This window comes from Kribbella sp. VKM Ac-2566, from assembly GCF_004366005.1.
Taxonomy (GTDB): domain Bacteria; phylum Actinomycetota; class Actinomycetes; order Propionibacteriales; family Kribbellaceae; genus Kribbella; species Kribbella pratensis.
Window position 1 is genome coordinate 463,722 of record NZ_SODT01000014.1, and the last position, 26,662, is coordinate 490,383.

Here is a 26,662-nt window from a genome sequence, read left to right on the forward strand (position 1 = left end):
TTTTGCGCATGAGAAGCGCGGAACGGCACCAAGTGATCGTAGAACGACTACGAGTCGTTGACCGAGTGTCGGTCCAGGAGCTGGTCGAGGCGACCGCGGCCTCGGACATGACGGTCCGCCGCGACCTCGACTTCCTGGCGGCGCAGGGCGTGCTGAAGCGCGTCCACGGCGGCGCGGTGTCTTCGATGCCGTCCGGCCTGGAGCCGCCGCACTCGTTGCGCGCCCAGGCCGCCGTCGCCGCCAAGCAGGCGATCGCCCGCGCTGCCGTCGAGCATCTTCGCGACGGTGAGACGATCGTGCTCGACAGCGGTACGACGGCGCTCGAGACCGCGAAGCTCCTGCGCGACCGCACGATGACGGTGATGCCGCTCTCGCTGCACGTCGCGCACGAACTCGCCGACGCGCCGCGGATCCGGCTGCTGATGCCGGGCGGCGAGGCGCGCAAGGGGGAGCTGTCGCTGGTCGGTCCGCTGACCGTTGCCTCGCTGCGTGCACTTCGCTTCGACGCCGCCGTACTGAGCCCCTGCGCGTTCAGTCTCGACGCGGGACTGACGGCCTTCGACCTGGGCGACGCGGAGGTCAAGCAGGAGGCGATGAACGTTGCCACCCGCACCATCGTGCTCGCCGACGGCGCCAAGTGGGACCGCGCCGCCCTCGCCTACGTCTGCCCGGCGGATCGCCCCGACCTGATCATCACCGACGACTCCGCACCCGAGGACCAACGAACCATGCTGACCCAACGCGGCGTACTGGTAGAGGTGGCAGGTTGAGCACCCTACAACTGCAGAGCGCGCCGCCCCGAGCCGCTCGGGTCGCGACCTGGTTGTACTTCGGTCTGAACGGGTTCGCGGTCGGGATGTGGGTCGTGCACATCCCGAGCATCGAGCAGAAGACCGGGATCACCCACAGCACCCTCGGACTGCTCCTGCTGGTCCTCGGCGGCGCCGCGTTCATCGGCATGCAGGTCGCCGGGCCGCTCGTCGACAGACTCGGCCAACGCCGGCTCGTCCCGGCGGCGGGCATCCTGCTCGGTATCGCGCTCGCCGGCCCCGGTCTGGCCACGAACTGGTGGACGCTGGGGCTCACGCTGATCCTCGTCGGCTTCGGCAACGGTTCGATCGACGTCGGGATGAACGCGCAGGCCGTCGTGGTCGAGCGCGGCTACCCGCGACCGATCATGGCCGCCTTCCACGCGATGTGGTCGATCGGCGGAGCGATCGCCGCCGTCATCGGCGCGGCCACCCTGAGGGCCGGCGTACCGACCGAGGTCACGCTTGGCCTGTCCGGCCTGGTCTGTATCGCGATCGCGGTGGCCGCCAGCCGGTTCTTGCTGGAGGCAACCATCGAGGAGGAGGACGCGGACGACGCGGCGCCGCGGGCGAAGCCGCCGGCCAAGCTGGTCTGGGCGCTCGGCGGGCTCGCGTTCGGCCTGATGCTGTCCGAGGGGGTTGCCAACGACTGGGCCGCGCTGCACTTCCGCGACATCCTCGGCACCTCGGTCAGTACGGCGGCCTTCGCGTACGGCGCGTTCGCGGTCGCGATGACCGTCGGCCGGTTCCTCACCGACCGGGTGGCGGCCGTCGTCGGTCCGGCGGCGATCGTGCGCTGGGGCGCCGCGATGGCCGCGGTCGGTCTGACGCTGGTGATCGTCGTACCGTGGGTGCCGGTCGCGCTCGTCGGCTGGGCGATCTTCGGCCTCGGCCTCGCGGGCGGCGTACCGCAACTGTTCACCGCCGCCGGCAACCTCGACCCGCGCTCGTCCGGCGCGCTGATGGCCCGTGTCGTCGGCCTCGGGTACGTCGGCCTGCTGGCGGGTCCCGCACTGATCGGCGGCCTCGCGCACTGGATGCCGCTGAACATCGCATTCATCCTGCCGGTCGTCCTGTGCATCCTGACGTTCTTCGGCGGACCGGTCCTCAAGTCACCGCGTTGAGCGCCTGCTCCAGGTCGGCCCAGAGGTCGTTGGGGTGTTCGATGCCGACGGACAGGCGGATCAGGTCCTCGGGGATCGTCGGGACCTCGATCGGCCAGCGGCGGCGGCGTTCCAGCATCGACTCGACGCCGCCGAGGCTGGTCGCGTGCACCCAGAGTTCGGTGCTCTCGCAGACCTTCTGGGCGCCGGCCGCGTCGCCGCCGAGCTCGAACGCGAAGATCGCGCCGAAGCCGGACATCTGCGCCGCGGCCCGGTCGTGTCCCGGATCGTCCGGTAGTCCGGGGTAGCGCACCCGGCTGACGCGTGGGTGCTCGCGCAGTCGCTCGGCGAGGAAGGCGGCGTTCGACTGTGCCCGCTCGAGGCGGAGTGCGAGCGTGCGCAGGCCGCGGAGCGCGAGCCAGGCCTCCATCGGGCCCGGGATCGCGCCGAGGCTGCGGCGACGCAGGTCGATGGCCGACCACAGGTCGTCGTCCGCGGTGACGATCGCGCCGAGAAGAACGTCCGAATGGCCGGCGATGAACTTGGTTGCCGAGTGCATCACGACGTCCGCGCCGAGCCGCAACGGCTGCTGGAGCAGGGGAGTGGCGAACGTGTTGTCGACGACGACGGTCGCACCGGCGGCACGCCCTGCCGCGGCGAGGGCCGGGATGTCGGCGACCTCCATCGCGGGATTCGTTGGCGACTCGATCCACAGCATGTCGGCGCCGTCGACCGCTTGGACAGCTGCGTCTGTGTCGGCGATGTCGACTCGGTCAACCTTCAGCCGGCCGGTCGCCGCCTGCTGATCGAGGAGCGCGAGTACGCCGGAGTACGCGTGCTGCGGTGCGACCACGCGGCCACCGACCGGGATCAGATCGATGAGGGCTGCTGCGGCCGCCATCCCGGAGGCGAACGTCAACGCGCGACCTCCCTCAAGCTCGCCGAGGGTCTCCTCGAGCGCGGTCCAGGCGTCGTTCCCGAACCGCCCGTAGCCACGATCGCCGCCGGCGACGTACGTCGAGCTGAAGACCGGGGACTCACCGACGGGCGCATTCGGCACCCGCTCCGGCCGGCCTGCGTGGACGACAACGGTGGACGGATCGAGGTCAGGACTCATACCCCGAATTGTCCCTGCCTACCGACCGTTCGCATCGGGCGGGTCAAGCGTCGGGCGCTCCGGGGAGTGGGACGCCGCCGGTGGACAGCAGTCGCATCGCGCGCCGGGCCAGCGCCTTCGCCTCGACAGTGTCCGGGGTGTCCACCCAGACGCGGACCACGGTCTCGATGATGTTCATCGCGATCCCCGCGGACAGGGCGGCGACGAACTCCGAGCGGCGCGGGTCGTCCGTGGGCAGCCGGCGTACCAGCTCGTCGGCGAGATCGGTGCGGAAGCGCCAGATCAGCTCGTTCAGGTGGGCGCTCACCGAACCGGTCTGCTCGGCCAGGTCGAACACCGCGCGGATCCGTTCCGGGTTCCTCTCGAGCTGTTCGAGGACCCGCTCGATCACCGCGCGCAGACCGTCCGGCAGGTCCATCGCGGGCTGCTGGTGGAACCAGTCGACCGCGTCGGCCAGGCAGTCGTCGACGAACTCGAGGACCAGGCCCTCCTTGGTCGGGAAGTACCGGTACAGCGTGCTCGGCCCGACCTCGGCCGCCGCCGCGATCTGCTCGACCGTCGTCCGGCCGAACCCGTTGTCGCTGAACAGCTCGAACGCCTTGTCCGCGATCAGCCGGCGGGTCCGCTCCCGCTTCACTTCGCGCAGTCCCATCAGCACCTCCGCGGGCAGGGTACCGCCTCCGACGCGCCGCAGCCTGTTCCTGATCGGAAGCGTCAGCCATATGGTAGTCACTACCAAATTCCCAGGAGAGGGCGCGCGATGACCGAGAGCTTCCCCGTCCGCAGGCCGTCCGGTTGCCCCTTCGATCCGGCGCCGGAGTACGCCGCGTTCCGCCGTACCGAGGCGCCCGCGAAGGTGTCGACGCCGGCCGGTGTCGACGCGTACGTGATCAGCCGGTACGACGACGTCCGCGCGCTGCTCCGGGACAGCCGGCTGAGTTCGCGGCTGGCGCCGTCCGATCACGTCGTACCGGATGCGGATCTGGACCGGGAGGTGGAGTCGGGGTCGATCCTGCAGGTGGACGGGGCGGCGCACAAACGCCTTCGCAGGATGCTGGCGACCGAGTTCGCGGCCAAGCGGATGGAGGCGATGCGGCCGCGGATCGCGTCGATGATCGAGGAACGGCTCGACGCGATGCTGGCTGGTGGTGGGCCGGTCGACCTGGTGCAGGAGTTCGCGTTGCCGATTCCGTCGCTGGTGATCTGCGAGCTGCTGGGCGTTCCGTACGCGGACCGCGACGAGTTCCAGGAGCGGAGCGCCCTGCTCGTCCGGGTCGACGGGTGGACCGAGGAGATCGGGCGGGCCAGCGACGAGCTGAACCAGTACATCGTCGGCCTGGTGCTCGCGAAACAGGCACATCGCGAGGACGACCTGCTGTCCCGGCTGATCACCCGCGGCGAGGAGCTCGGTACGCCGCTGAGCCTGGAGGAGCTGGTGACGGTCGGGGTCACGCTGCTGATCGCCGGCCACGAGACGACCGCGAACATGATCGCGCTCAGCACGCTGGCGCTGCTGGCGAATCCGGCGCAGCTCGATGCACTGCGGGCCGATCCATCGCTCGCACCGGCCGCGGTCGAAGAGCTGCTGCGGTACCTGTCCGTGGTGCACTTCGGACTGTTCCGCTACGTCACCGACGACCTGCCCGTCGGCCCGTTGACGATCGACGCCGGCGGTTACCTGATCGCGGCGCTGTCCTCGGCCAACCGCGACGAGAGCGTGTTCCCGGACCCGGACCGACTGGACCTGGAGCGGAACGCGGCGGCGCACGTGGCCTTCGGGTTCGGGCCGCACCAGTGCATCGGCCAGCAGCTCGCCCGGGTCGAACTGCAGGAGGTGTTCACGCGGCTGTTCGCCCGCATTCCGACGCTGCGACTCGCCGTACCGTTCGAGGAAATCGACTACCGAGACAACACGCTCGTGTACGGAGTGACAGCGTTGCCAGTCACCTGGGACCCGCCGCTACCTACTGCGATCTGAAGGGTTCTTAACCGAACCCCGGTCGGAACCTGATCTCCGGGCCGCTACAGTCGAGCCGGTGAGTGAGTACTCGGAAAGTCAGCGAAAGCCCCGTGTCGCCGTCGTGTTCGGCGGCCGGTCGAGCGAGCACGCCATCTCGTGCGTGACCGCCGCGAACGTCCTGCAGGTCATCGATCGGGACAAGTACGACGTGGTCCCGGTCGGCATCAGCACCAGCGGGCACTGGGTGCTCGAGAGCGGTGACCCCGAGCGGCTGTCGATCACCGACGGCAAGCTCCCGGAGGTCGACGTGACCGCGATGCCGGTGCTGTTCGGCGCGAACCGCGAGCTCGTGGTCAGCGAACCCGACCAGGTGCCGAGCACGCTCGGCGAGGTTGACGTGGTCTTCCCGCTGCTGCACGGTCCGTGGGGCGAGGACGGCACCATCCAGGGCCTGCTCGAGATGTCCGACATCCGGTACGTCGGTTCCGGCGTCCTCGCGAGCGCCGTCGGCATGGACAAGCACTACATGAAGGTCGTCTTCCAGGCCGCCGGACTCGAGGTCACGCCGTACGTCGTGATCCGCGACCGCGACTGGACCCGGGACCCGGCCGCCTGCCGGGAGGCTGTGGACGCGCTCGGCTACCCGGTGTTCGTGAAGCCGTGCCGGGGCGGGTCGAGTCTCGGGATCAGCAAGGTGAACAGCCTCGAAGAGCTCGACGAGGCCATCGTGGTGGCGCGGGCGCACGACCCGAAGGTGATCGTCGAGGCGTCGGCGGAGAGCCCGCGCGAGATCGAGGTCGGGGTCCTCGGCGGCCTGAACGGCGGCAACCCGGAGGTCAGCGTCTGCGGCGAGATCGCGATCTCGGGCGGCGGGCACGACTTCTACGACTTCGAGACCAAGTACTTGCCGGAGGGCGAGGAGTACACGGCGCTCTCGGTGCCGGCCGACCTGCCTTCGGAGATCGCCGACGAGGTCCGCGCGAAGGCGCTGATCGCCTTCGACGCGATCGAGGCCGAGGGGCTGGCACGCGTCGATTTCTTCCTGGACGCCGACAACCGCGTGGTCATCAACGAGATCAACACGATGCCCGGGTTCACGCCGACCAGCATGTTCCCGCGGCTGTGGGCCGCCTCCGGCAAGGACTACGCAGCCCTCGTCGAGCATCTCCTGCAACTGGCCATGACCCGCCCCACAGGCCTCCGCTGACCCACCGGATGCCGCTCGTCAGCACGCAGTACGGCCCCGTCCGGGGAACCGACGCCGGCGTGCTGTCCTTCAAGGGCATCCCGTACGCCGCGCCGCCCGTCGGCCCGAACCGCTTCCTGCCGCCGCGACCGCCGGAGCCGTGGACTTCGCCCCGTGACGCGCGTAGTTACGGGGCGACTGCGCCGCAGACCCGCACCGAGGGCATTATGGGTGAACTCATCCCGCGGACGATCATCCCGGGCGACGACTACCTGAACCTGAACGTCTGGACGCCGGGGTTGAGCGGGCGGGCGCCGGTGATGGTCTTCATCCACGGCGGCTCGTTCACGAGCGGCACCGGAGCCTTGTCCGTGTACGACGGCACGCGGTTCGCCCGCGACGGCGTCGTACTCGTGACGATCAACTACCGGCTCGGCGCCGACGGGTTCCTGTGGTTCGGTGACGGTACGCCGAACCTCGGGTTGCTCGACCAGATCGCGGCCCTGACCTGGGTCCGCGACAACATCGACGGGTTCGGCGGCGACCCGGGCAACGTGACGATCTTCGGCGAGTCGGCCGGTGCGATGAGCGTCTGCACGTTGCTCGCAATGCCCGCTGCCGAAGGCCTGTTCCACCGGGCGATCGCCGAGTCGGGCGCCGCTCACAACACGATCGGGCCGTCGTCCGCGCGCCAAGTCGGCGCTCGTTTGGCCGCGGCTCTCGGTACGGCGCCGACGCGTGAGGCAATCGCTCGGGTGCCTGTCGCGCAGTTGCTTGCCGCGCAGGACAGCCTCAGCCAGCAGGTGGCGGCGAAACCGCGCGCCAAACTGTGGGGTGACGTTGCCCGCACGCTGCTGCCGTTCAGTCCCGTGGTCGACGGCGACCTTCTGCCCGCTGCGCCGCTCGACCGTATCCGGGCCGGGGCCGGCGCTGACGTCGACCTCCTCATCGGCACGAACAGCGAGGAGGCGCGGCTCTTCCTCGTTCCGACCGGCGTCGGCGCCAGGATGAACACACCCTTCCTGTACACCGCGGCCGCGCTCCGCTTCGGGTTGCCTGTAGGCAGCGTACGTCGTTATCGCGCCGGCCTCCCCGGTGCCACGCCAGGTGATGTGCTGGCGGCGGTCATGACGGACTCGTACTACCGCATCCCCGCGATCCGGCTCGCCGAGGCCCACCAGGGCACGTACGTCTACGAGTTCGGCTGGCGATCGCCCGCCTGCGATGGTGCTCTCGGTGCCTGTCACGGCCTTGAGTTGGCGTTCGTCTTCGACAACCTGGACGACCCGTCGGCGGCACCGATGCTGGGTCCCGCGCCACCGCAGCACCTGGCGGATCTCGTCCACAAGTCCTGGGTGGACTTCGCGGTAACCGGCGACCCCGGCTGGCCGCCGTACACCCCCCAACAACGCATCAGCCGCCACTTCAACACCGCCTCCGGCACCACCACCGACGACCGCCCCACCGAACGCCACACCTGGCACAACCTCCGCTGACCCGCCGAGCCAGCTTGGCTGACCGCCGCTGCACAGGAACCGGCGCGACCTGCACGCGACGGGATAACCCATGTGGTGCGGGGAGCACGTGTGCGGGGCGGGGTGTGGTGCGGGGGTCAGGTGGTGGGGAGGGCGGCGGCTCGGGCGTGTAGGTAGCGTTGTTGGGGGAGGCTGGTTGTGCGGCTTGCTGCTTCCTCGTATGCCGCTCGCGCGCCCGACATGTCGCCCGACATCTCCAGCAGATGTGCCCGCACCGCTGACAGCCGGTGGTCCTTGGCGATCCGGTCGTCGTGCTCGATCGACCGCAGCAACACGAGTCCCTCGTCCGGACCGCGCGCCATCGCGACCGCAACTACGTGGTTGAGGGCAACCATCGGGTTGTCGGTGAGTTGCAGCAGCACCTCGTACAGCGCGACGATCTGCCGCCAGTCCGTCTCCTCGGCCGTCGGCGACTCGTCGTGCACCGCCGCGATTGCCGCCTGCAACTGGTACGGCCCGACCGGCCCACGCGGCAGCGTCTTCGTGATCAGCTCGACGCCCTCCCGGATCAGCTCCGGAATCCACAACGACCGATCCTGCTCCGCCATCGGCACCAGCTCACCGAGTGGCCCGGTCCGCGCCGGGCGCCGCGCATCCGTCAGCAACAGCAACGCCAGCAAGCCGGCGACCTCGGCATCATCCGGGAGGAGCCGGTGCAGCATCCGCGCCAACCGAATCCCTTCGGCCGCCAACTCGACCCGTTGAAGACTCGGCCCCGTCGTACTCGCGTAACCCTCGTTGAAGATCAGGTACACGACCTTCAGCACCGCGCCCAGCCGCTCCTCGCGATCGGCCGGCATCGTGAACCGCGCGCCGCTGTCCTGCACACTCGTCTTCGCCCGGGTGATCCGCCGCGTCATGGTTGCCTCCGGCACCAGGAACGCCCGCGCGATCTCCACCGTCGTCAGACCTCCGACCGCCCGCAACGTCAACGCGATCTGCGACGCCGGCGACAACGACGGATGGCAACACAGGAACAACAACACCAAGGTGTCATCCGCGTCCCCGACCGGGTCGCCCTGCAGCGCCCAGGACGCGACCCGGTCCTCCCGCCGCTGGCGGGCCTGCTCCCGCCGGAGCAGATCCGTCAGCCGACGAGAAGCGACCGTGATCAACCACGCGCGCGCGGACTGTCCGGCACACCGTCCACCGGCCACTGCTGCGCCGCCGCGAGCAGCGCCTCCTGCACCGCGTCCTCAGCCGTGTCGAAGTGCCCGTACCGCCGGACCAGCGCCCCGAGAACCTGCGGTGCCAGCTCCCGCATCAGCTCCTCGACAGCACCAGTCATGACACGTCACTCCACCAGGTCGTCGCGATCCTCGACAAGCGGCCGGATGTCCGCGTACGCCGTCGCGCGGACGAACTCCGGCGCTGGCGTGTCGGCGAGCCGCGACGCGATCTCTGTGGCCCGGTCGAACGACTCGCACTCGACGATCCAGTACCCCGCGAGCACCTCCTGTGTCTCGGCGTACGGCCCGTCGGTCACTACCGACTCCCCGTCCTTCGACCCCAGCCGCCGGGTCAGCACCGGCGCCGCCAGCGCGCGCGTCTCGACCAGCTCACCCGACTCGACCAGCTCGTTGTTGAACTTGTCCATGAACTGCGCCATCGCCGCGAAGTCCTCCGGCTTCCAGGCAGGCTTCCCCGTGTCCTTCCCCGCCATCCCGTCGTAGTCCTGCTGCGACGCGTACGTCAGGATCATGTACTTCATCGATCACTCCCGTCCTCCGGGCGCCCACTGCGGGCGCCTCCACCCGAGACGTCGCGCCCGACATCCCCAACCGGACACCACCAGCAGACGAATCCGGACCCCATCAGCGAGTATGCCGGTGTCCACCGTGGGACCGCGATCGCAGCAGCGGTGGATCGCGGCACGGTACTAGTTGAATGAAGCAACAACTAGGTTTGATTGCCGAGCGCCCGCATCAAACTGTTGACAGAAAGTCAGCATGGACCTAGCGTCTGCTATCAGTAACGAATTGTGATCGGCGTGAGACGGCCCGTGAGGCCGCCGCTGATCGAACGGGACGCCAGCACGATGGCGGGACAGCGATTCTGCTTCCCGTGGCGATCTCCCGATGTCCTGTTACCGGGCCTGGACCTGTCCCGGATCGCTCGATGTCATTTCTTGCGACCGCGCATCTCCAACGACGAACTGCCCGAACAACAAGTCGTCCTGTCACCGATCAGGCGGCTTATCGACGGACTGAGGGTGAAACCGATCATGAAGTTGCCCACCTATGCGCCCACACTCGGCCGGTTCCGGCTGAGCGTACTGGCGGTCGCCGCGGCGCTCGTCGTATCCGCGGGCGGTCTGCTCGTCACCGGAGGCAATGCGCAGGCCGCAGCCGTGGCGGTGCCACTCGGTACCGCCGAGAGTTTCGTGGTCCTGGCTGGAGCCGGAATCACCAACACCGGACCGACCGTGCTCACGGGGGACATCGGCAGCTTCCCGAACCCGGCGATCACCGGCACCGGAACGATGACGATCACCGGAACGAACCACGCCGGCGACAACGTGACCCAGGAGGCGAAGAAGGATCTGGTCACGGCCTACAACGTCGCCGCCGGGGAGTCGCCGCCGACGCCGGTGACGGACGACCTGGGCGGCAAGACGCTGACCCAGGGCGTCTACAACTCGGCCTCCTCGATGGGGCTGACCGGGGCATTGACTCTGAATGCCGAAGGCGACGCGGGGGCGGTGTTCGTGTTCCAGGCGGGCTCCACGCTCACCACCGCGTCCAGCAGCAGCGTGGTGCTGACCAACGGTGCTCAGGCGTGCAATGTGTTCTGGCAGGTGGGTAGCTCGGCGACGATCGGTACGGCGACCCAGTTCCGCGGGACCATCATGGCGCTGACATCGATCACGATGAACACCGGTGCCACCGCGGTCGGCCGGATGCTGGCTCGTAACGGCTCGGTGACCCTGGACACCAACACCCTCACCAAACCAACCTGCAGCACCACCCCGCCGACGACACCGCCGACCACGCCGCCGACCACGCCGCCGACGACACCGCCGACCACGCCGCCGACCACGCCGCCGACGACACCGCCGACCACGCCGCCGACGACACCGCCGACGACACCGCCGACGACACCGCCGACGACACCGCCGACCACGCCGCCGACGACACCGCCGACCACGCCGCCGACGACACCGCCGACCACACCGCCGACCACGCCGCCGACGACACCGCCGACGACACCGCCGACCACGCCGCCGACGACACCGCCGACCACGCCGCCGACGACACCGCCGACGACACCGCCGACGACACCGCCGACCACGCCGCCGACCACGCCGCCGACCACGCCCAGGCCGCCGCAGGTCACCAGGACGCCGGGAGGTTCTGTCGGAACGGGTGACGCGTCCGGCCCGTCGATACTCCTCGTGGAGCCGCCGACCTTCCCCTGGTTCTGGTGGACACTGGCCGGCACCCCATGAGGACCGGCGCGGCGGTTCTGTTCCTCGCGACCACCCTCACTGTGGCCGGATGCACCACTGAGTCAGGCACGGGGCAGACTCAAGGCGCACCCTCGGCCGAGGTCCCGAGCGGAGCCGCCGCGCCAACCACCACCGTCATCACACCCACGCCCAGCATCCCCACCCCGAGCACACGGAACACGGGCGCACCGACCGGAAGACGCACCCTTGCGGTAGGCAAGAACACCCCAGCACCCCGCACGGAGCCATCCGCCGAACCGTCCCGACGACCACCCCACGGTCACGGGCGCGGAAAGCCGGCCTCGCTGCGGACGTCCACCCCGATCCGGGTGCGGATCCCCGCGATCGGGGTGGATTCACGTCTGATGCGTCTCGGCCTCACCCGCAGCGGCAGTTTGCAGGTGCCGCCGAACGGCTTCCCGGCCGGCTGGTTCACCGGTGCCCCCACACCCGGCGAGACAGGCCCAGCCGTTATCGCCGGCCACGTCCGCTGGTCCGGCCGGCCCGGTGTCTTCGCCAGGCTCGCCTCGCTGAAGCCCGGCGACAAGATCATGGTGGCCCGGCAGGACCGCTCAACCGCCACGTTCCGGGTGAGCCGGGTCCAGGAGTACCCGAAGGCCACCTTCCCGAGCGCCGCGGTCTACGGCGATATCGACCACGCCGGACTGCGACTGATCACGTGCGGTGGGCTCGATGCCGTGAAGAAGAAGTACGAGGCCAATCTGGTGGTCTTCGCCGATCTGATCGGCTGAAGGGCAGCTCTGCACGGCCGCGCCCAGTGCGCCGACGCGAGAGACGTCTCGAGCTCGTCATCGACTATGCAGTCGTCAGGTGCAGGGGGTGACGAGCTTGTTGTGCTTCTGGACAGCGTCGGAGACGTCGGTGAGGGCGTTGGCTTCGGGAGTGTACTTGGCGGGGACGGCGACCTCGAAGTAGAGGCTGCGGCCGATGGTGGTGAAGATGAAGCCGTTCTCGACCTGTTTGGCGAACCAGCCGACGCCGTTCACCTCGAAGCACTGGGACTGGGCCTCGGCCATGCCGGCCGGGGGCGTGACGCCGCAGGTCATCTCGATCGGCGGGTCGCCGTACGCCGCGGTCAGCGGGCTCTTCGGGGAGGCCTCGCGGCGTTCGGCGTCAAGGACCTTGGCGGGGAGCGCCTTGACGAGCTCGGCGCAGGCGGCGGCGACCTCGGGCGCGGGGGAGGGCACAGGCACCGGCGTCGGCCCGGGGCTGCAGCCGGCAATCAGCAACAGCCCAATCAGACCGACCAAGCTGCGCAGACCGAGCCGGCTGCGCAGAGCAAACCGGCCGCGCAGACCAACCAGGCTGCGCAGGCCGAGCCGGCCGCGCGGAGCGAGCTGGCCGCGGTGGGTCGGGGGCCGGTGCGTGGTCCGGGGGCGGGACCAGGGCGGTGCTGCGAGCAGGAGCTTGGGCATACCGAAGAAGTGGCGGGTCCCCGTGTCGACGATCAGGTCTGGTTCAGATGTGGACGACGGGGCAGGTCAGGGTGCGGGTGATGCCGGGAACGTTCTGGACCCGGGCAACCACCAGTTTGCCCAACTCGTCGACGTTGCGAGCTTCCGCGCGGACGATCACGTCGTACGGACCGGTGACGTCCTCGGCCAGGGTGACGCCCTGGACCTCGGCGATCTGCGCCGCGACGTCGGCAGCACGGCCGACCTCGGTCTGGATCAGGATGTAGGCCTGGACCACCACGTCGTTCTCCACTCAGTCGTCCTCAGCTGGCTCCAGCCACAGTACTGCCAGGTGGCCGGGCGTACTCGTTGCCCGGTCACGGTACCGCCTAGACTCCGGTCAGCGATATGGGAGGTCTGCTGACGTGACAGAGACGTTGGGGAGCACGGGTGAGTTCGGCCTGATCGCGGCCGTCACCAAGGGGCTGTCCACAGGTGAGGACGTCCTGGTCGGTCCCGGTGACGACGCGGCGGTGATGGCGGTGCCGGACGGCCGCATGGTGATCACGACGGACCTGCTGGTCGAGGGTCGGCACTTCCGCCAGGACTGGTCGTCGGCGTACGACGTGGGCCGCAAAGCCGCCGCACAGAATCTGGCCGACGTAGTGGCGATGGGTGCCCGCCCGACCGCGCTCGTGGTCGGTTTCGGCGGCCCTGCCGACCTGCCGACCGCGTGGGCGCTGGAGCTGAACCAAGGCCTCGTCGACGAATGCGAGCTGGTCGAGGCGAGCATCATCGGCGGCGACACGGTCCAGTCCGACAAGATCGTCGTCTCGGTGACCGCCTTCGGTTCGCTCGACGGCCGTCCGCCGGTGCTGCGCTCGGGCGCTCGCCCGGGGGACGAGGTCGCGTACATCGGCCGGCTCGGCTGGGCCGAGGCGGGCTGGGCGGTGCTCGCGCGCGGGTTCCGGTCGCCACGGGCCGTCGTCGAGGCGCACCGTCGCCCGCAACCGCCGTACGCCGAAGGTCCGCGGGCCGCGCTCGCCGGCGCCTCCTCGTTGTGTGACGTGAGCGACGGCCTGCTGTCCGATCTCGGCCACATCGCGGCGGCGAGCCAGGTGATCATCGACGTGCACACGAAGGCCCTGACCGTGCCGGAGCCGCTGCAGGCGGTGGCTGCGGCCACCGGTGTGGACGCGCTGAAGTTCGTCCTGACCGGCGGCGAGGACCACGCGCTGGTCGGCACCTTCGAGCCGGCCGACGTCCCCGAGGGCTGGACAGTGATCGGCTCGGTTGCTGAGGGCAACGAGGAACGACCGGCCGGGACGGTGACCGTCGACGGCGCGCCGTATGCTGCGGACACCGGACACGCCCATTTCAGGAGTTGAGATGCCTCCCCCCAGAGTGCTGACGATCGCCGGTTCCGACTCCGGCGGCGGGGCCGGGATCCAGGCGGACCTGAAGGCGATGCTCGCGAACGGCGTGCATGGTATGAGCGTCCTGACCGCGATCACCGCGCAGAACAGCGTCGGCGTCCAGGGCGCCTGGGAGCTGCCGGAGGAGCAGGTCCGCGCCCAGTTCCGCAGCGTGGTGGACGACATCGGGGTCGACGCGGTCAAGACGGGCATGCTGGCGTCCGAGTCGATGGTGCGCGTCGTCGCGTCCCTGCTGCGGACCCTGCCGCCGGACGTGCCGGTCGTGGTCGATCCGGTGTCGGTGTCCAAGCACGGCGACGCACTGCTCGCGGCCGACGCGATGGAGGCCGTGCGCTCGGAGATCGTCCCGCTGGCCACAGTCCTCACTCCGAACCTCACTGAGCTCGGACCGGTCTCGGGCATCGACCTGGAGACGGTGGAGGACCGGGAGCTCGCCGCGAAGGCTCTGCTCGAGGCGGGTGCGTCGTGGGTGCTGGTGAAGGGCGGCCACGACGTCGGTACGGCGTCGGTCGACGTACTGCACGGTCCTGGGGTACGGCGTTCTTACAGCGCGGTCCGGGCCGACAACAGGCACACGCACGGCACAGGATGCACGCTGGCCAGCACCATCGCGTCGTACCTTGCTCGTGGGTACGACGTACCAGGTGCTGTCGGTGCTGCGAAGGAGTATGTGACCGGGGCGATCGCGGCCGGGTTCGCGCTCGGCGACGGCATCGGTCCGGTCGATCATGCGTGGAGATTCAGAGGGAGTAGCAGTTGATAAAGAGGGCATCTGGGACCCCTGCGCCTACTGCGCGGCACTCGGCGGGCACCTCGCCGCGCTGGAGCGAAGGGCACGATGAAACCACATCGAACCCTCCGCTCCAGCCCGCCGAGGCACTCCGCCGAGCACCTGCTCGCGACGGCGCAGGGGTCCCAGATGCCCTCTAAGCAGCAGCCCCCGGTCGACGGGTACTGCGAGCAGTGCGGTTTCAACTACGACACCGGGACCTTGCAGGGCACGGTGACGCTGCTCGTCCGGCAGTCGGCGGACTGCAGCATGGCGCTGACGAAGGCCGCGGCCGGTCCGGACCCGAACGTGGTGCGCCTGCGACCGGAGCCGGACGTGTGGTCGGCGATCGAGTACGCGTGCCACGTGCGCGACGTACTGGAGGTGCAGCGGCACCGGATCGCGCAGTGCCTGGCCGAGGACCGGCCTGTGTACGCGCCGATGGACCGGACCGGGCGGGTGAAGCAGGAGAAGTACGAGAACCAGGACCCGATGGAGGTCGCGGCCGCGCTGGTGCGGTTCGCGCGTGAGTTCGGGGCGGCGGCGCGGGTGCTGCAGCCGCAGGAGCTGGGGAAGCTGGGGCTGTACAACTATCCGGTCCGGGCGCCGCGCACGCTGGGCTGGATCATCCGGCACACGGCCCACGAGATCCAGCACCACCGGCACGACATCCTCGAGATCCTGGCCAAGGTGGAACCCCCGATCGTCCCCAAGCCCCGCGTCGAAGAGACTGAGGAAGAGGCTGCAGAAGAAGTAGAGGTGACCGACTAGCGCTGGGCGACCCAGGCTGCGATGGCCTGCTCGCTGGTGAGCTGGTCGAGGGCCAGCGCGGCTGCGCCACGTAGCGGCCCGTCCAGCTGGTGCGTGGCCGGCAGCACCGGCGGGGGAGCACCGCGATGGGACGTCATCAGTCCGCTCTCGTACGCCTCAGCAAAGGTGTCCTCCGCCGCTGCTCGCAGGGGGATCGCCAAACCACCGATCGTCACCACATCCGGGTCATGCGCATTTACGAGACCTGCGATGCCGTAGCCCAGGGAAGCAACCACCCTGATCACCGCAGCGCGGGCAGCCCGGTCACTGCGCCGCAGTACCTTTTCTGTGTAGGCAACGGGATCGTCCGGCGTCGGCTGCTTCAGATAACGCGCCAGCGCCCGTCCGTCGATCTCCAGGTCCCAGCAGCCACGTGCACCACACGGACAGGCACGAGACCGGTCGCCAAAGGGCATGTGGCCGTACTCGCCACCTGCTCCCGACGCGCCCTGTACCGGCACCCCGTCGATCAGCAGCGTCCCGCCGATCCCCACCTCGATGATGAGGTGCACCGCCGTACCAGCTCCTGCAGCAGCGCCAGTACGCGCCTCTGCCACCCCACTCAGCGTCGCGTCGTTGCCGGCAAGCAGCGGTACGCCGGTGTCGCCAGTGACCTGTGCAAGATCCAGCTCGACCCACTCCAGCGTCGGTGCCTGCATCAGGTGGTTGTCACGAACAGTGCCCGGTACGGCGAGGCTCACCATCTGGAGCCGAGCGCCGTACCGCTGCTGCGCCTGCTCCACCTCACGCCGCAGGTTGTTCAGCACGACCTGTGCGCGCCGACTCCGGTGCCGCCTGTACTGCGGCTCCTGCAGCGCCCCGTCGAGCGCTACAACCGCGCTCCGCCAACTGCTCTGCCTCAGGTCGAGTACGAGCACCACAGGTCCCAGCGGATGCGGCTGCAGCACCGTGGTCGGCCGACCGCGGCCCTGACTGGGAGCAGGTACCTCGGTCAGCAGGTGTACGTCGCGTAGCCGAGCGGTCACCTCTGTCGCCGAACTCGTGCTCAATCGCAGCGCCCGTGCGACCGCCGCCCGCGTGATCCCGGGCTGCCGGGTGAGCTGGGTCAGTACGTCGGCAGCCGTCTGCCACTGTCCACGGCGTACTGGAGTCATCGCTGTCCTTCCCGTTATGCTCGGAGGACGAGTTTAATAGGAGGGCTCATGGAGATCCGGGACATCCGCGCGGTCCTGTTCGACATGGACGGCACTCTGGTCGATTCCGACGCGATCGTCGACCGGAGCTGGAGCCGCTGGGCGACGGAGTACGGCATCTCGCCGGCCGAGGTGCTCGCCGTCGCGCACGGGAACCCCGCGGTCGCGACTGTTGCGCAGATGCTGCCCGACGCGACGCCGGCCGAGCGTGCCGCGGCGGGGGCGCGGGTGCTCGATCTCGAGGTCAACGACGTCGACGGCGTGGTGGCGAAGCCGGGTGCGCTGGATCTGCTCGCCACGCTCGACCGGATCGGTGTGCCGTGGGCGGTCTACACCAGTGCGCCGGCCCAGCTCGCGAAGGTGCGACTCACCGCGGCCGGGATCGCGCCGTCGGTCCTCGTCACGGTCGACGACGTCAGCCGTGGCAAGCCGGACCCGGAGGGGTACCTCAGGGCGGCGGAGCTTCTCGGCGTACCCGCGACGCAGTGTCTGGTGGTCGAGGACACCGTGGTCGGATTGTCGGCCGGTCAGGCGTCTGGTGCGCTCACGGCCGGCCTGAAGGGCATTTCGGCGGACATCGAGCTGGCTGATCTGCACCAGCTCGACGCGCTGTTCAAAGGTCTGGAATGACCGCGGGCGCGCAGGCCCCGCCGCGGAGCGGTGCCCGCGGCGACGAGATACGCATCGGCATCGCGCTGTCCGCGATGGGGTTCGTGCTGGCCGGGCTCGGCGCGTGTGTGGCGATCCTCGCTCGGGACCTCGACGAGCCGATCGGCCGGCTGGCGCTGATGTCCTCGGGGTTCGCGGTCGGCTTGTTGCTGGTCGCGGTGATCGGTCCGCGGATGCTCAAGATCTGGCCGATGCCGACGGTGCTTGGACTCGGTTCCGTCGTCTGCGCGGTGGGCGCGGTGCTCATCGCGGTTGCCCCGGCGTACTCGGTGGCTATCGCCGGTGGGCTGCTGGTCGGCCTCGGCGGCGCGCTCCTTGTCCTGGTCGCCCCGCTGATGCTCAACGGTCCGACAGCCGCCGCCCGGCTGAGCCGGGTCAACGCGGTCGCCAGCGGAACCGGAATCCTGGCGCCGCTGGCAATCGGCACCCTGGACGGTCTGGGCCCCAGCGGCCGCTACGCCATGCTCGCCGCCGCGCCACCACTCCTCCTCCTGGCGGTGCTAACTCGGCGCACTCGACCACCCCAGACAACGGCGGCGCGCGGCGCGGGGGATGTGCCGGTGCTGATTGATTCGGCGCCGGCTGTCGGGCTCGGAGGGAAGTGGCGGCGAGTGGGGCGGCGGGTCGTCATGGACGTCGGCGCGGGTTGGCTCCGGGTCGTGCTCGCCGTGTCGGTCGAGTTCTGTTTCGTGGTGTGGGCCGTGGCACGGTTGGTGGCCAGCGGGTTGCCCACGGCAGCAGCCGCGCTGCTCGGCAGCGCGTTCCCGATCGGTATGGCGGTCGGCCGCGCGATCGGACCGATCCGGTACCGAGGCTGGTCGCCGGTCTTTCCGTCCGGCGCACTCGCCGCCTGCGGCACGTTGCTGGTGAGCCTGTTCGACGCGCCGGCCGTGGTCGCGCTCGGCCTGGTCGTGGCCGGTCTCGGAGTCGCCCCGCTGTACCCGGTGACGCTCGCAGCCCTCGTCGCGACCCCCGGCCTCAGCTCGGCCCGCCTCGCCGCGGTTGGTGCGATGGCCTCGGGTACGGCGATCCTCGTCGCGCCTGCGCTCCTCGCCGTACTCGCACGGGTCGTCGATCTGCGGACGGCGTACCTCGTGACCTTGCCGCTGATCGCCCTACTTCTTCTGCTGAGCCGTCGATCTGACCGGGCCGCGTTCGTGTAGGGGGTGAACGAGCCCGAAACGACGAACGAGGTGACGTGATGAAGCTTCTGCTGGATGGCCTGGCCTTTCCCGAAGGTGCGCGCCGGCACGACGGCCGGTTGTGGTTCTGCCACTGGATCGCGCAGCAGATCGTCGCTGTCGACGCCGACGGTACGACGGAGACCTTCGAGGCACCGGTCGAACGCCTGATGGGGTGGTCCGTCGACTGGTTGCCGGACGGCCGGATGCTGACCACCGGTGACAAGCTGCGCCGGTACGAGCCCGACGGCTCGATCACCGTGCTCGCCGAGCAGGCCGCGAACGAGATCGTGGTGGATGCCCAGGGCAACATCTATCTGGACGGCGCGGACTTCGACTTCTCCGGTGGCGAGGAGCCGGTACCCGGCTGGATCAAGCTCGTCACCCCCGACGGCCGGGTGCGGCAGGTCGCCGACGACATCCAGTTCCCGAACGGGATGGTGCTGACGCCGGACGGCCGGACGCTGGTGATCGCGGAGTCGTTCGCCGGGCGGCTGACCGCGTTCGACGTCGAGCCGGACGGCGGGTTGTCGAACCGTCGCGTGTACGCCGAGAACCTCGGCCCGGACGGTATCTGCCTCGACGCCGAGGGCGCGATCTGGTCCCAGACCTGGGGAGAAGGCGTGGTCCGCGTCGCGGCGGGCGGCGAGATCCTCGAGCGGATCGACGTACCCGAGAACCGGGCGCCGTTCGCACTCGGCCTGGTCGACTTCGACGGCCCGACGCTGTGCATCCTGACCGCGGAATGGCGGATGGCCGACAGCATCGCCGACAACCTCGGCCGCCTGACCAACGGCCCCCGAACCGGCCAGATCCACACCGTCCCGGTCGCCGTACCGCCGCCGGCTCGCTAGCATCGCGGACATGGAGTGCTTCGCCGCCGGGCGTACCCGGCGCTGATCCCGGCCCACCGCCGCCGCCTGCGCGCGTGCGGTGAGCCGGTCGCGCCTGCCCGGATTTCTCCTTCACTCGCGAGAGGCACGCTCCATGCACATCCGTTCGTACGTCGACGCTGACCTGGCCCGGCTCATCGACCTCACCATCGAGACCTTCGGGCCGTTCTACGAGGAATCGTTCCGGCCGCTGGTCGGCGACCTCATCTTCACCCGCCAGCACGGCGACTGGCGCGGCGACTATCGCCGGCAGATCGCCGGGCTGCACGATCCGGCCGCACACAAGTACGTCGCCGTTGCCGTCGCTGACGACGTACCTGCCGGGTACGTCGCCTGGCATCTCGACACCGCCCGCCATCGGGCCACTGTCGAACTCCTGGCGGTCGCGCGCGAGCACCGCCGCTCCAACATCGCCACCGCGCTCTGCGAGCACGCGTTCGCCGCGATGCGAGCCGAGGGCGCGGAGTACGTCGAGATCGGCACCGGAGGCGACGACTTCCATGCGCCGGCGCGTGCGTTCTACGAGTCGCTCGGATGTGTGCAGCTGCCGGTGGCCGTGTACTTCCGTGAGCTCTAGTCGAACCTCACGGGCCGGAGCATGATGAGTGGATCAGGGCTGGGGGCATTCATCGTGGTGAGGGGGAGGCATTGTCATGACCGACAACGCGCGGCCGTCGCTGGACGAGTTGGACCAGATGCCGGACGACATGTCGCAGGAAGAGCAGGCCGAGTTGCTCGTCGAACCGAGCTTCGACCATGACATCGAGAACGAGGCGGAGGAACTGGAGGCCGAGTTCGGGCCCGCCGAGGACGGTGAGTTCGGCCGCAAGCCGCCGGCTGATGACCAGGAACCGTCGTTGACCGGTGGCGGTGGTGAATCATGAGCGGCGTCGAGGACATGATCAGCATCGCCGAGGAGGACATCGGCCTCGGCGAGCCGAACCACATCCAGAAGTGGTACCGCGAGCGCAACGGCTCGGCGTTCAACGGCAACTTCGCCTGGTGCGACGCGTCCATCACCTTCTGGGCGTTCCACTCGGGCAACGAGAACGCGGTCACGTTCGGGAAGGACTTCGCGCTGACGACCGCGCACGCCCACGCGTTCAAGACGCACAACCAGTGGCACGTGGACGTCGCGGGGATCCAGCGTGGCGACATCGTCTTCTTCGACTGGGACGGCACCGATCTCAAGTCGAGGATCGATCACGTGGGCCTCGTCACCGGGGTCAGCGGCTCGAAGGTCTACACGATCGAGGGCAACTACAGCGACAAGTGCGGCCGGCACACGCGGATGTCCAGCACGATCGCCGGCTACGGGCGGCCGAAGTACGTGCACTCGGCCGGGGCGCGCACCGGGTTCGTCACGTTCCCGGGCAAGTCGTTCTTCGTGATGGGTCGCAAGAGCCCGATCGTCGCGGCGATGCACGCGCGGCTCGTGGCCGTCGGGTGCGACAGGTACGAGACCCAGACCAACAAGGACACCTGGGGCACCGGCGACCTCAAGTCCTACTCGGCCTGGCAGCAGAAGCTCGGCTTCCACGGCTCGGTCGCCCAGCCCGGCTCCGATGCCGACGGCATCCCCGGCAAGGAAACCTGGGACAAACTCAAGGTCCCCCGCACCTGACCCTGGGAACTACGGTTTGGCGTGCTTTGCGAGCATCCGGACCAGCGTGTCGGGTGGAATGACCTTGACGTGCGGGGCGAGGCCGTCGACGACGGTGAGGACGTCGTCGACGGACTTGCTCCACGCGTGCCAGACGACGATCGAGTAGCCGGCCGTGGAGAAGGGGTTGCGGGGCGCGGCGTTCAGTTCCGCGGTGACGGAGGCCTCGTCGGCGCCGTCGAGACCCTCCCAGAGCATGGTCCGGGCCGAGATCACCGGCTTCCCCTCGGACCAGACCACCTTGCCCTTGAGACCGTCGTACCTGGAGTACTCGAGGTAGATGAGGCCGTCGATCTCGGGGCGTTTGAGGTACGACGACCACAGCCGGGTGTTCTCGAACGCGTCGAAGTCGATGATCTGCGCGACCGAGAGATCGGCCCGCCCCATGGCCCGGGCGAGGGACGCGGTGTGCTTGTCCAGCGCAGCAGCGGGGTAGCGGCTCGGATACATGTACCCGCCGCCCGACGGGCCGACGACCCAGCGATCCTTCCGCGACTGGTCGTAGAACCAGCGCATCACCGACGGCGCGAGATCGATCAGCGACGGGGAGATGCCCCACCCGAGGTCGACCTCGCCGCGGCGCGGACTCCCGAACCACCGCGGATCGGTGGGAAAGTCGCCCAGAGCCCACTGAATGTTGTCGCCATCGGTGATCAGGAAGGTGACGTAATGCGCGCCGGGGTCCGGAGTCGGAGGTTGCGCCGGGACGTGCTGCGTCAGGCGGTCTTCGGAGATGCCTGACAGCACCGACAGGTTGCGGGCGTGGTCGGCGGGCAGTGCTTTGACACCGGTGGCCGAGTTCACGCCGATGAAGGCGTCCTCGCCAGCCGAGGCGTCACCCCAGCCGATCACCGTGCCGTCGTCGTCCAGCGCGTCGACGACGTCGGCGCGGAACTCCGAGTTCCCGTCGAAGAAGGCGAACGTCCCCGCCATCGTGACGTAGTCCCGGAGCCGCTCCGGGATGTCGGCGCGCTGCTCGACCACGACGTCGTGCCGCAGCCGGGGCCAGTACGTCTCGAACACCCAGCGGTCGTCCTTGTCCCGCACGTCCAGGACCTTGCGCAATCCGTTCCGGATCGCGAGTGCCTCCAAGCTCTCCTCAATTGCCACGGCACCCGTCACGCCGGCGAGCGTGGTCGCGACGTTGACCGACGGGGTGCCCGTACGAAAGAGAACGTATCCGCGGACGCCGGATCGCTTGACGGTTTTCCACAGGTCTCCGGGACGCGCCTGGACGCCGTACCGCGAAACCAGGTCGTCGAGCCAGTGCTGGTAGCCGAGCGTCGGCAGGTTCAGGTACAGCGACTCACCGCTGCGTCGGGCCATCAGGCCTTGCAGCGTGGTCGCCAGTGTCCGCTCGGGCAGGCTCAGCGCGTTCTCGTCGAATACGTTCAGCAGCCGCGGCCGCTGCCCTTTCGGGTACGCCGACGGAGCAGACGCAGCTGCCGAAGGCGACTGACGCGAGACGGTAGCGGCGAGGCCCAGGCCCGCGGTGAGACCCAGTGCACTGCGGCGGGAGAGCGTGCGGCGGCGATCGGACATGTGATGCCTCCAGGGAGCGGCTGGTCGACTGTCCTACGTTGTCATCTGCCCGGCGACGATGTCACAGCCCTCACGCCATCACAAGACCTCAGGCAGATTATGACGCCGAAGCAGCTCCACCAGGGCCGGTACGCCGGACGACAGGTCGTACACCTCCGCCCGCAGCCCGACGCTCGCAGCACCCGCCACGTTGTCCACGTTGTCGTCGATGAACAGCACCGACGAGGCGGGCAATCCGAGCGAGCCGAGGATCGCCCGGAAGTACGCCGGGTCCGGCTTGGCCAGCCCGACGTCGCACGAGTAGAACGTCTGGTCGAACCATTCGCCGTACCCGCGCTCGTCCTGCATGATCGCCCGCCGGTGCGCGTGCTGGTTGGTCGCCAGATGGCACCCGATGCCGGCCGATCGCAGCGACTGGATGAGCGCGATCACCTCGGGCTCCGCGACGAACCAGCTCCACGGCTCGAGCGCCTCGTCGACGGACGCCGGCGAGTTCCAGCGCCGCAGCACGTCGGCCAGCGCGTCCCGGAAATCGACTTTCCCGATCAGCGCCGGCTTCTCGGCCACCATCAGGTCCGCGACGAACGCCTCGCCGTCCGAGCCGACGAATGAGGTCAGCTGCGACCACCAGTCGCGGTCAGGACGCTGCACAACGCCATCGGCATCGAAGAGGACTGCGCTGGGACTCATGGAACCCAATCTTGTCATCCGAGGCTTGACCGGTTCAGTCGGTATGCGCTTACCTTGATGGCTACGTAAACATATGTGGACACCTTCCGGCGAAATCCAACAGAAAGCGCCAGGTGAGGCTATGACCCTGAGCAGAAGGCACTTCCTCGCGGCCGGCTCCGCCATAGCCGCCGCGGGGCTCACCGGCTGCGGTTCGCGCAGCTCGCTGGGCGGCTCGCACGAGCTCAGCATGTGGACCTGGGTCGGGTCCGTCAACGACGACCTGATCGGCCAGGCGGAAAAGGCGATTCCAGGGTACGACGACATGAAGCTGGCGATGACCCGGATCGGCTCCAACTACAAGACCAAGGTGCTGACCGCCCTGGCCGGCAAGTCGCTCGTCCCGGACATCGTCGCGATCAACGACGACGTCGCGACGTACTTCCCGAACGCCGACCAGTTCTACGACCTGAACGAGCTCGGCGCGAAGGACCTGGAGAAGGACTTCCTGCCCTGGAAGTGGAAGTGGGGCGTCACGCCGGAAGGCAAGATGATGGCCTACCCGATGGACACCGGGCCGACGGCGCTGTTCTACCGGACCGACATCTTCCAGAAGGCCGGCGTCGACATAGATCCGGCGGCGGTCGCGGGGGTGGCGCCGGACTGGGACGCCTACATCGCGCTCGGCAAGAAGCTCAAGCAGGCCGTGCCCGGCTCCGCGATCACCGACAACATCACCAGCATCTACGGGTACCGGATGGCGCAGCAGTCCAAGCGCTACATGACGCCCGACGGGCAGTACCTCGGCGATCAGAACCACGTCCGGCAGGCCTTCGACCTGGCTGTCCGCGTGGTGAAGGAGGGCCTGTCGGCCAACGCCCAGAACTCCAGCGACAAGAACGCGGTCGTGACCAACGGCAAGCTCGTCGCGTTCATGGGTGCCGTCTGGTGGGCGCAGCTCGGGCCGAAGAACGCGGCGCCGAAGACGAAGGGGCTCTGGCGGGTGACGGCGGCTCCTGGTGGCGCCGGCAACAAGGGTGGGTCCTTCCTGGCGATCACGAAGTACTGCAAGAACCCCAAGGCGGCGTTCGCGTTCATCAGCTGGCTGGAGTCGGCGAAGAACCAGGCGCAGGCGTTCCTCGACCCGGTGCTGTTCCCGTCGACGCCGGCCAGCTACACCGATCCGAAGCTGTCGGCGCCGGACCCGTTCTTCGGCGGCCAGAAGATCGTCGACGTGTTCGCGGAGTCCGCGAAGAAGTACCCGGGCGCCTACTTCTCGCCGTACGACACCATCATCGACACGCCGATCAGCGCCGAACTCGTGAACATCGAGGCGTCCGGCAAGGACCCGGATCAGGCTTGGGCCGACGCCCAGCGCCAGGTCGAGCGCGAACTCACCCGAGCGGGGGCGATCTGACATGGCTGTCACCAGCAAGACTGCCCCGGTGGTAACGACCACGACCGCGAGCACCGCGGAGAAGCCGCCGAACAAGTACAAGCAGGCGTTCCCGCAGTACGCCGCTGTCTCGCCCTTCTTCATCCTGTTCGCGATCTTCGGCGCGTTCCCGGTGCTGTTCTCGATCTGGATCTCGTTCCACTCCTGGGACGGCATCGGGCAGATGAAGTGGGTCGGCCTGGAGCAGTACAAGTATCTGCTCAGCGACGTCACGTTCTGGAAGACCATCGGCAACACGATGATCATCTGGGTGCTCTCGACGGTCCCGATGCTGCTGCTGGCGCTGGTGATCGCCAACGCCCTGCACAACGCGACCCGGCTGCGCACCTTCTACCGGATCGCGTACTTCATCCCGAACGTCACCTCGGTGGTCGCGATCACCCTGGTGTTCGGCTCGATCTTCAGCAACAACTTCGGCCTGCTGAACGCGTTCCTGCGCTCGATCGGCGTCGGCGAGGTCCAATGGCTGACCTCCCCGTGGGGCATCAAGATCGCGATCGCCACCATCGTCACCTGGCGCTGGGTCGGCTACAACGCGATCATCTACCTGGCCGGCCTGCAGGCGATCTCGGCCGACGTGTACGAGGCCGCCAAGGTCGACGGCGCGAGCCCGCGACAGACGTTCTGGCGGATCACCGTCCCGATGATGCGGCCGGTCATCCTGTTCACCGCGGTCACCTCGACGATCGGCGGACTGCAGATCTTCACCGAGTCCCGGGTGCTGTTCGGCGACACGAACAACATCGGCGGCCCCGGCGACGCCGGCCTGACCATCGTCTCGTACCTGTACCAGAGCGCGTTCATCAAGAACCAGTTCGGGTACGGCGCCGCGATCGGCTGGGCGCTGTTCATCCTGATCGTGCTGTTCAGCATCATCAACTGGCGGCTGATCGGCGGAAACGACGACGAACGGCTGACCCGACGCGCCGCACGACGGGTGGAACGCAGGATCGCAGCCCAGAATGCCAAGAGGGAGGCCGCAGATGTCCGTTGAGCGCATTCGCACCGCCGTCGGTCACATCGTGCTGATGTTCGGCGTGCTGGTCTCGCTGTTCCCGTTCTACTGGATGGTGGTGATGGCCTCCAACACCACCCCGGACATCTTCAGCTACCCGCCGAAGCTGCTGATCGGCTCGCACCTGTTCGAGAACATGGGCAAGGTGCTCGACAACATCGACTTCTTCGGCTCGATGCTGCTCACGCTGATCGCGTCCCTCGGCGTCACGGTCCTGGTGCTGTTCTTCGACTCGCTCGCCGCGTTCGCGTTCGCGAAGTACGAGTTCCCGGGCCGGAACCTGCTGTTCGGCCTGCTGCTGGCGACCTTCATGATCCCGGCCCAGCTGTCGCTGGTGCCGCAGTTCGTGACGCTGGCCGAGTTCGGCTGGATCGGGTCGCTGAAGGCCCTCATCATCCCGGGCGCGGCGAACGCGTTCGGGATCTTCTGGATGCGCCAGTACGCCAAGGGCGCCATCCCCGACGAACTCATCTCGGCCGCCAAGGTCGACGGCGCCGGATTCTTCCGGCAGTACCTCACCGTCGGCCTGCCGGTGCTCCGGCCCGGTCTGGCCTTCCTCGGCATCTTCACCTTCATCAACGTCTGGAACGACTACCTCTGGCCGTTGATCGTGATGACCGACCCGAACCGTCTCACCCTCCAGGTCGCTCTCGACCAGCTGAACGGCATCTACGGCACCGACTACTCGATGGTGATGGCCGGTGCGCTGATGAGCGTCATCCCGCTGATCGGCGTCTTCCTGATCGGCGCCCGCTCCTTCATCGCCGACCTGGCCGCGGGGGCGATGAAATTCTGACCCTGAAATTCTGACCTGCAACCACAATCACAACGG

27 protein-coding genes and 1 pseudogene are annotated in these 26,662 nt (G+C 68.8%); 19 read left to right on the forward strand and 9 right to left on the reverse strand.

All coding sequences use genetic code 11. From position 1 onward, the window contains the following. Nucleotides 1-8 precede the first annotated feature (8 nt). Together EV647_RS36120 and EV647_RS36125 are read left to right on the forward strand one after the other, a co-directional pair. On the forward strand, nucleotides 9-770 hold the full coding sequence (locus EV647_RS36120; protein ID WP_134011144.1) for a DeoR/GlpR family DNA-binding transcription regulator: 762 nt from the start codon (nucleotides 9-11) through the stop codon (nucleotides 768-770). Further along, complete coding sequence (locus EV647_RS36125) at nucleotides 767-1,933, forward strand: MFS transporter (RefSeq protein ID WP_134011146.1); 1,167 nt, start codon at nucleotides 767-769, stop codon at nucleotides 1,931-1,933. The genes EV647_RS36120 and EV647_RS36125 overlap by 4 nt, the downstream gene beginning before the upstream one ends. On the opposite strand, the gene EV647_RS36130 is transcribed toward EV647_RS36125, so the two are convergent. Both EV647_RS36130 and EV647_RS36135 read right to left on the reverse strand, forming a co-directional pair. Beyond that, the gene (locus EV647_RS36130; RefSeq protein ID WP_134011148.1) at nucleotides 1,917-3,029 is read right to left on the reverse strand and encodes a PLP-dependent aspartate aminotransferase family protein; all 1,113 of its coding nucleotides are present in this window, start codon (nucleotides 3,027-3,029) and stop codon (nucleotides 1,917-1,919) included. The genes EV647_RS36125 and EV647_RS36130 overlap by 17 nt on opposite strands. A gap of 43 nt (nucleotides 3,030-3,072) precedes the next feature. Beyond that, nucleotides 3,073-3,681: a TetR/AcrR family transcriptional regulator gene (locus EV647_RS36135; protein WP_134011150.1), complete on the reverse strand. Its 609-nt coding sequence runs from the start codon at nucleotides 3,679-3,681 to the stop codon at nucleotides 3,073-3,075. 108 nt (nucleotides 3,682-3,789) lie between these two features. Between EV647_RS36135 and EV647_RS36140 the strand changes: the two genes are divergently transcribed. From EV647_RS36140 to EV647_RS36150, 3 genes are read left to right on the forward strand one after another with little or no spacing between them, the layout of a single operon-like run. After that, nucleotides 3,790-5,007, forward strand: a complete 1,218-nt coding sequence (locus tag EV647_RS36140; protein WP_134011152.1) for a cytochrome P450 — start codon at nucleotides 3,790-3,792, stop codon at nucleotides 5,005-5,007. Between the two features lie 58 nt (nucleotides 5,008-5,065). Continuing rightward, nucleotides 5,066-6,196 carry a D-alanine--D-alanine ligase family protein gene (locus EV647_RS36145; protein ID WP_134011154.1) on the forward strand — a complete coding sequence of 377 codons (1,131 nt, stop codon included), beginning with the start codon at nucleotides 5,066-5,068 and terminating at the stop codon, nucleotides 6,194-6,196. Between the two features lie 8 nt (nucleotides 6,197-6,204). Continuing rightward, complete coding sequence (locus EV647_RS36150; RefSeq protein WP_134011156.1) at nucleotides 6,205-7,671, forward strand: carboxylesterase/lipase family protein; 1,467 nt, start codon at nucleotides 6,205-6,207, stop codon at nucleotides 7,669-7,671. Between the two features lie 116 nt (nucleotides 7,672-7,787). Here EV647_RS36150 and EV647_RS36155 read toward each other — a convergent pair. Both EV647_RS36155 and EV647_RS36160 read right to left on the reverse strand, forming a co-directional pair. Further along, nucleotides 7,788-8,998 (reverse strand): annotated as a pseudogene (locus tag EV647_RS36155) (RNA polymerase sigma factor). A 6-nt stretch (nucleotides 8,999-9,004) separates the two neighbouring features. Beyond that, nucleotides 9,005-9,421, reverse strand: coding sequence for a YciI family protein (locus EV647_RS36160; RefSeq protein ID WP_134011158.1), 417 nt, complete (start codon nucleotides 9,419-9,421; stop codon nucleotides 9,005-9,007). A gap of 513 nt (nucleotides 9,422-9,934) precedes the next feature. Here EV647_RS36160 and EV647_RS36165 point away from each other — a divergent pair. Continuing rightward, nucleotides 9,935-11,158 carry an ice-binding family protein gene (locus EV647_RS36165; protein WP_166680508.1) on the forward strand — a complete coding sequence of 408 codons (1,224 nt, stop codon included), beginning with the start codon at nucleotides 9,935-9,937 and terminating at the stop codon, nucleotides 11,156-11,158. Next, complete coding sequence (locus EV647_RS43240; RefSeq protein ID WP_134011163.1) at nucleotides 11,155-11,910, forward strand: class F sortase; 756 nt, start codon at nucleotides 11,155-11,157, stop codon at nucleotides 11,908-11,910. The genes EV647_RS36165 and EV647_RS43240 overlap by 4 nt, the downstream gene beginning before the upstream one ends. Before the next feature lie 75 nt (nucleotides 11,911-11,985). Here the strand turns inward: EV647_RS43240 and EV647_RS36175 are convergent, their stop codons facing one another. Then, nucleotides 11,986-12,594, reverse strand: coding sequence for a DUF3515 domain-containing protein (locus EV647_RS36175; protein WP_134011165.1), 609 nt, complete (start codon nucleotides 12,592-12,594; stop codon nucleotides 11,986-11,988). A gap of 43 nt (nucleotides 12,595-12,637) precedes the next feature. Continuing rightward, nucleotides 12,638-12,871, reverse strand: a complete 234-nt coding sequence (locus EV647_RS36180) for an Lrp/AsnC family transcriptional regulator (RefSeq protein WP_198682133.1) — start codon at nucleotides 12,869-12,871, stop codon at nucleotides 12,638-12,640. A 127-nt stretch (nucleotides 12,872-12,998) separates the two neighbouring features. Here EV647_RS36180 and EV647_RS36185 point away from each other — a divergent pair, with 127 nt between their 5' ends. The 3 genes from EV647_RS36185 to EV647_RS36195 all read left to right on the forward strand — a co-directional run bounded on the left by EV647_RS36185 (nucleotide 12,999) and on the right by EV647_RS36195 (nucleotide 15,549). Further along, nucleotides 12,999-13,961, forward strand: a complete 963-nt coding sequence (locus EV647_RS36185) for a thiamine-phosphate kinase (RefSeq protein WP_134011167.1) — start codon at nucleotides 12,999-13,001, stop codon at nucleotides 13,959-13,961. Nucleotide 13,962: 1 nt separating this feature from the next. Then, nucleotides 13,963-14,769, forward strand: coding sequence for a bifunctional hydroxymethylpyrimidine kinase/phosphomethylpyrimidine kinase (gene thiD, locus EV647_RS36190; RefSeq protein ID WP_134011169.1), 807 nt, complete (start codon nucleotides 13,963-13,965; stop codon nucleotides 14,767-14,769). A 78-nt stretch (nucleotides 14,770-14,847) separates the two neighbouring features. Beyond that, entirely contained in the window at nucleotides 14,848-15,549 is a 702-nt protein-coding gene (locus EV647_RS36195) for a DinB family protein (protein WP_238177570.1), read from the forward strand. On the opposite strand, the gene EV647_RS36200 is transcribed toward EV647_RS36195, so the two are convergent. Further along, a complete protein-coding gene (locus EV647_RS36200) occupies nucleotides 15,546-16,703 on the reverse strand; it encodes an ROK family transcriptional regulator (RefSeq protein ID WP_134011171.1) in 1,158 nt (385 codons plus the stop codon). The two genes, EV647_RS36195 and EV647_RS36200, sit on opposite strands and share 4 nt — an antisense overlap. Nucleotides 16,704-16,751: 48 nt before the next feature. On the opposite strand from EV647_RS36200, the gene EV647_RS36205 reads away from it, so the two are divergent. The 6 genes from EV647_RS36205 to EV647_RS36230 all read left to right on the forward strand — a co-directional run bounded on the left by EV647_RS36205 (nucleotide 16,752) and on the right by EV647_RS36230 (nucleotide 21,109). Then, nucleotides 16,752-17,372, forward strand: a complete 621-nt coding sequence (locus tag EV647_RS36205) for an HAD-IA family hydrolase (protein WP_134011173.1) — start codon at nucleotides 16,752-16,754, stop codon at nucleotides 17,370-17,372. Further along, on the forward strand, nucleotides 17,369-18,574 hold the full coding sequence (locus EV647_RS36210; protein ID WP_134011175.1) for a sugar MFS transporter: 1,206 nt from the start codon (nucleotides 17,369-17,371) through the stop codon (nucleotides 18,572-18,574). Before EV647_RS36205 ends, EV647_RS36210 begins: the two co-directional genes overlap by 4 nt. Before the next feature lie 38 nt (nucleotides 18,575-18,612). After that, on the forward strand, nucleotides 18,613-19,446 hold the full coding sequence (locus EV647_RS36215; protein WP_134011177.1) for an SMP-30/gluconolactonase/LRE family protein: 834 nt from the start codon (nucleotides 18,613-18,615) through the stop codon (nucleotides 19,444-19,446). 133 nt (nucleotides 19,447-19,579) lie between these two features. After that, the gene (locus EV647_RS36220; RefSeq protein ID WP_134011179.1) at nucleotides 19,580-20,062 is read left to right on the forward strand and encodes a GNAT family N-acetyltransferase; all 483 of its coding nucleotides are present in this window, start codon (nucleotides 19,580-19,582) and stop codon (nucleotides 20,060-20,062) included. 76 nt (nucleotides 20,063-20,138) lie between these two features. Then, nucleotides 20,139-20,369 carry a hypothetical protein gene (locus tag EV647_RS36225; protein ID WP_134011181.1) on the forward strand — a complete coding sequence of 77 codons (231 nt, stop codon included), beginning with the start codon at nucleotides 20,139-20,141 and terminating at the stop codon, nucleotides 20,367-20,369. Beyond that, on the forward strand, nucleotides 20,366-21,109 hold the full coding sequence (locus EV647_RS36230) for a peptidoglycan-binding protein (protein WP_202871325.1): 744 nt from the start codon (nucleotides 20,366-20,368) through the stop codon (nucleotides 21,107-21,109). The genes EV647_RS36225 and EV647_RS36230 overlap by 4 nt, the downstream gene beginning before the upstream one ends. A 9-nt stretch (nucleotides 21,110-21,118) precedes the next feature. On the opposite strand, the gene EV647_RS36235 is transcribed toward EV647_RS36230, so the two are convergent. Both EV647_RS36235 and EV647_RS36240 read right to left on the reverse strand, forming a co-directional pair. Next, the gene (locus tag EV647_RS36235; protein ID WP_134011183.1) at nucleotides 21,119-22,690 is read right to left on the reverse strand and encodes a GxGYxYP domain-containing protein; all 1,572 of its coding nucleotides are present in this window, start codon (nucleotides 22,688-22,690) and stop codon (nucleotides 21,119-21,121) included. Nucleotides 22,691-22,768: 78 nt separating this feature from the next. After that, nucleotides 22,769-23,380: an HAD family hydrolase gene (locus EV647_RS36240; protein WP_134011185.1), complete on the reverse strand. Its 612-nt coding sequence runs from the start codon at nucleotides 23,378-23,380 to the stop codon at nucleotides 22,769-22,771. A 121-nt stretch (nucleotides 23,381-23,501) separates the two neighbouring features. Between EV647_RS36240 and EV647_RS36245 the strand changes: the two genes are divergently transcribed. Genes EV647_RS36245 through EV647_RS36255 form a run of 3 tightly spaced genes read left to right on the forward strand, consistent with a single transcriptional unit; the run spans nucleotide 23,502 to nucleotide 26,626 of the window. Next, a complete protein-coding gene (locus EV647_RS36245; protein WP_134011187.1) occupies nucleotides 23,502-24,776 on the forward strand; it encodes an ABC transporter substrate-binding protein in 1,275 nt (424 codons plus the stop codon). Nucleotides 24,777-24,804: 28 nt separating this feature from the next. Continuing rightward, complete coding sequence (locus EV647_RS36250; RefSeq protein ID WP_238177571.1) at nucleotides 24,805-25,809, forward strand: carbohydrate ABC transporter permease; 1,005 nt, start codon at nucleotides 24,805-24,807, stop codon at nucleotides 25,807-25,809. After that, nucleotides 25,799-26,626, forward strand: coding sequence for a carbohydrate ABC transporter permease (locus EV647_RS36255; RefSeq protein WP_131498669.1), 828 nt, complete (start codon nucleotides 25,799-25,801; stop codon nucleotides 26,624-26,626). The genes EV647_RS36250 and EV647_RS36255 overlap by 11 nt, the downstream gene beginning before the upstream one ends. Nucleotides 26,627-26,662 lie beyond the last annotated feature (36 nt).

Excerpts from the sequence above, each read along its gene's own strand:
- EV647_RS36120 (WP_134011144.1), top strand. The coding sequence starts at position 9 with ATGAGAAGCGCGGAACGGCACCAAGTGATCGTAGAACGACTACGAGTC.
- EV647_RS36130 (WP_134011148.1), bottom strand. The coding sequence starts at position 3,029 with ATGAGTCCTGACCTCGATCCGTCCACCGTTGTCGTCCACGCAGGCCGG.
- EV647_RS36135 (WP_134011150.1), bottom strand. The coding sequence starts at position 3,681 with ATGGGACTGCGCGAAGTGAAGCGGGAGCGGACCCGCCGGCTGATCGCG.
- EV647_RS36140 (WP_134011152.1), top strand. The coding sequence starts at position 3,790 with ATGACCGAGAGCTTCCCCGTCCGCAGGCCGTCCGGTTGCCCCTTCGAT.
- EV647_RS36150 (WP_134011156.1), top strand. The coding sequence starts at position 6,205 with ATGCCGCTCGTCAGCACGCAGTACGGCCCCGTCCGGGGAACCGACGCC.
- EV647_RS36160 (WP_134011158.1), bottom strand. The coding sequence starts at position 9,421 with ATGAAGTACATGATCCTGACGTACGCGTCGCAGCAGGACTACGACGGG.
- EV647_RS36165 (WP_166680508.1), top strand. The coding sequence starts at position 9,935 with ATGAAGTTGCCCACCTATGCGCCCACACTCGGCCGGTTCCGGCTGAGC.
- EV647_RS43240 (WP_134011163.1), top strand. The coding sequence starts at position 11,155 with ATGAGGACCGGCGCGGCGGTTCTGTTCCTCGCGACCACCCTCACTGTG.
- EV647_RS36175 (WP_134011165.1), bottom strand. The coding sequence starts at position 12,594 with ATGCCCAAGCTCCTGCTCGCAGCACCGCCCTGGTCCCGCCCCCGGACC.
- thiD (WP_134011169.1), top strand. The coding sequence starts at position 13,963 with ATGCCTCCCCCCAGAGTGCTGACGATCGCCGGTTCCGACTCCGGCGGC.
- EV647_RS36195 (WP_238177570.1), top strand. The coding sequence starts at position 14,848 with ATGAAACCACATCGAACCCTCCGCTCCAGCCCGCCGAGGCACTCCGCC.
- EV647_RS36200 (WP_134011171.1), bottom strand. The coding sequence starts at position 16,703 with ATGACTCCAGTACGCCGTGGACAGTGGCAGACGGCTGCCGACGTACTG.
- EV647_RS36205 (WP_134011173.1), top strand. The coding sequence starts at position 16,752 with ATGGAGATCCGGGACATCCGCGCGGTCCTGTTCGACATGGACGGCACT.
- EV647_RS36210 (WP_134011175.1), top strand. The coding sequence starts at position 17,369 with ATGACCGCGGGCGCGCAGGCCCCGCCGCGGAGCGGTGCCCGCGGCGAC.
- EV647_RS36215 (WP_134011177.1), top strand. The coding sequence starts at position 18,613 with ATGAAGCTTCTGCTGGATGGCCTGGCCTTTCCCGAAGGTGCGCGCCGG.
- EV647_RS36220 (WP_134011179.1), top strand. The coding sequence starts at position 19,580 with ATGCACATCCGTTCGTACGTCGACGCTGACCTGGCCCGGCTCATCGAC.
- EV647_RS36225 (WP_134011181.1), top strand. The coding sequence starts at position 20,139 with ATGACCGACAACGCGCGGCCGTCGCTGGACGAGTTGGACCAGATGCCG.
- EV647_RS36230 (WP_202871325.1), top strand. The coding sequence starts at position 20,366 with ATGAGCGGCGTCGAGGACATGATCAGCATCGCCGAGGAGGACATCGGC.
- EV647_RS36235 (WP_134011183.1), bottom strand. The coding sequence starts at position 22,690 with ATGTCCGATCGCCGCCGCACGCTCTCCCGCCGCAGTGCACTGGGTCTC.
- EV647_RS36240 (WP_134011185.1), bottom strand. The coding sequence starts at position 23,380 with ATGAGTCCCAGCGCAGTCCTCTTCGATGCCGATGGCGTTGTGCAGCGT.
- EV647_RS36245 (WP_134011187.1), top strand. The coding sequence starts at position 23,502 with ATGACCCTGAGCAGAAGGCACTTCCTCGCGGCCGGCTCCGCCATAGCC.
- EV647_RS36255 (WP_131498669.1), top strand. The coding sequence starts at position 25,799 with ATGTCCGTTGAGCGCATTCGCACCGCCGTCGGTCACATCGTGCTGATG.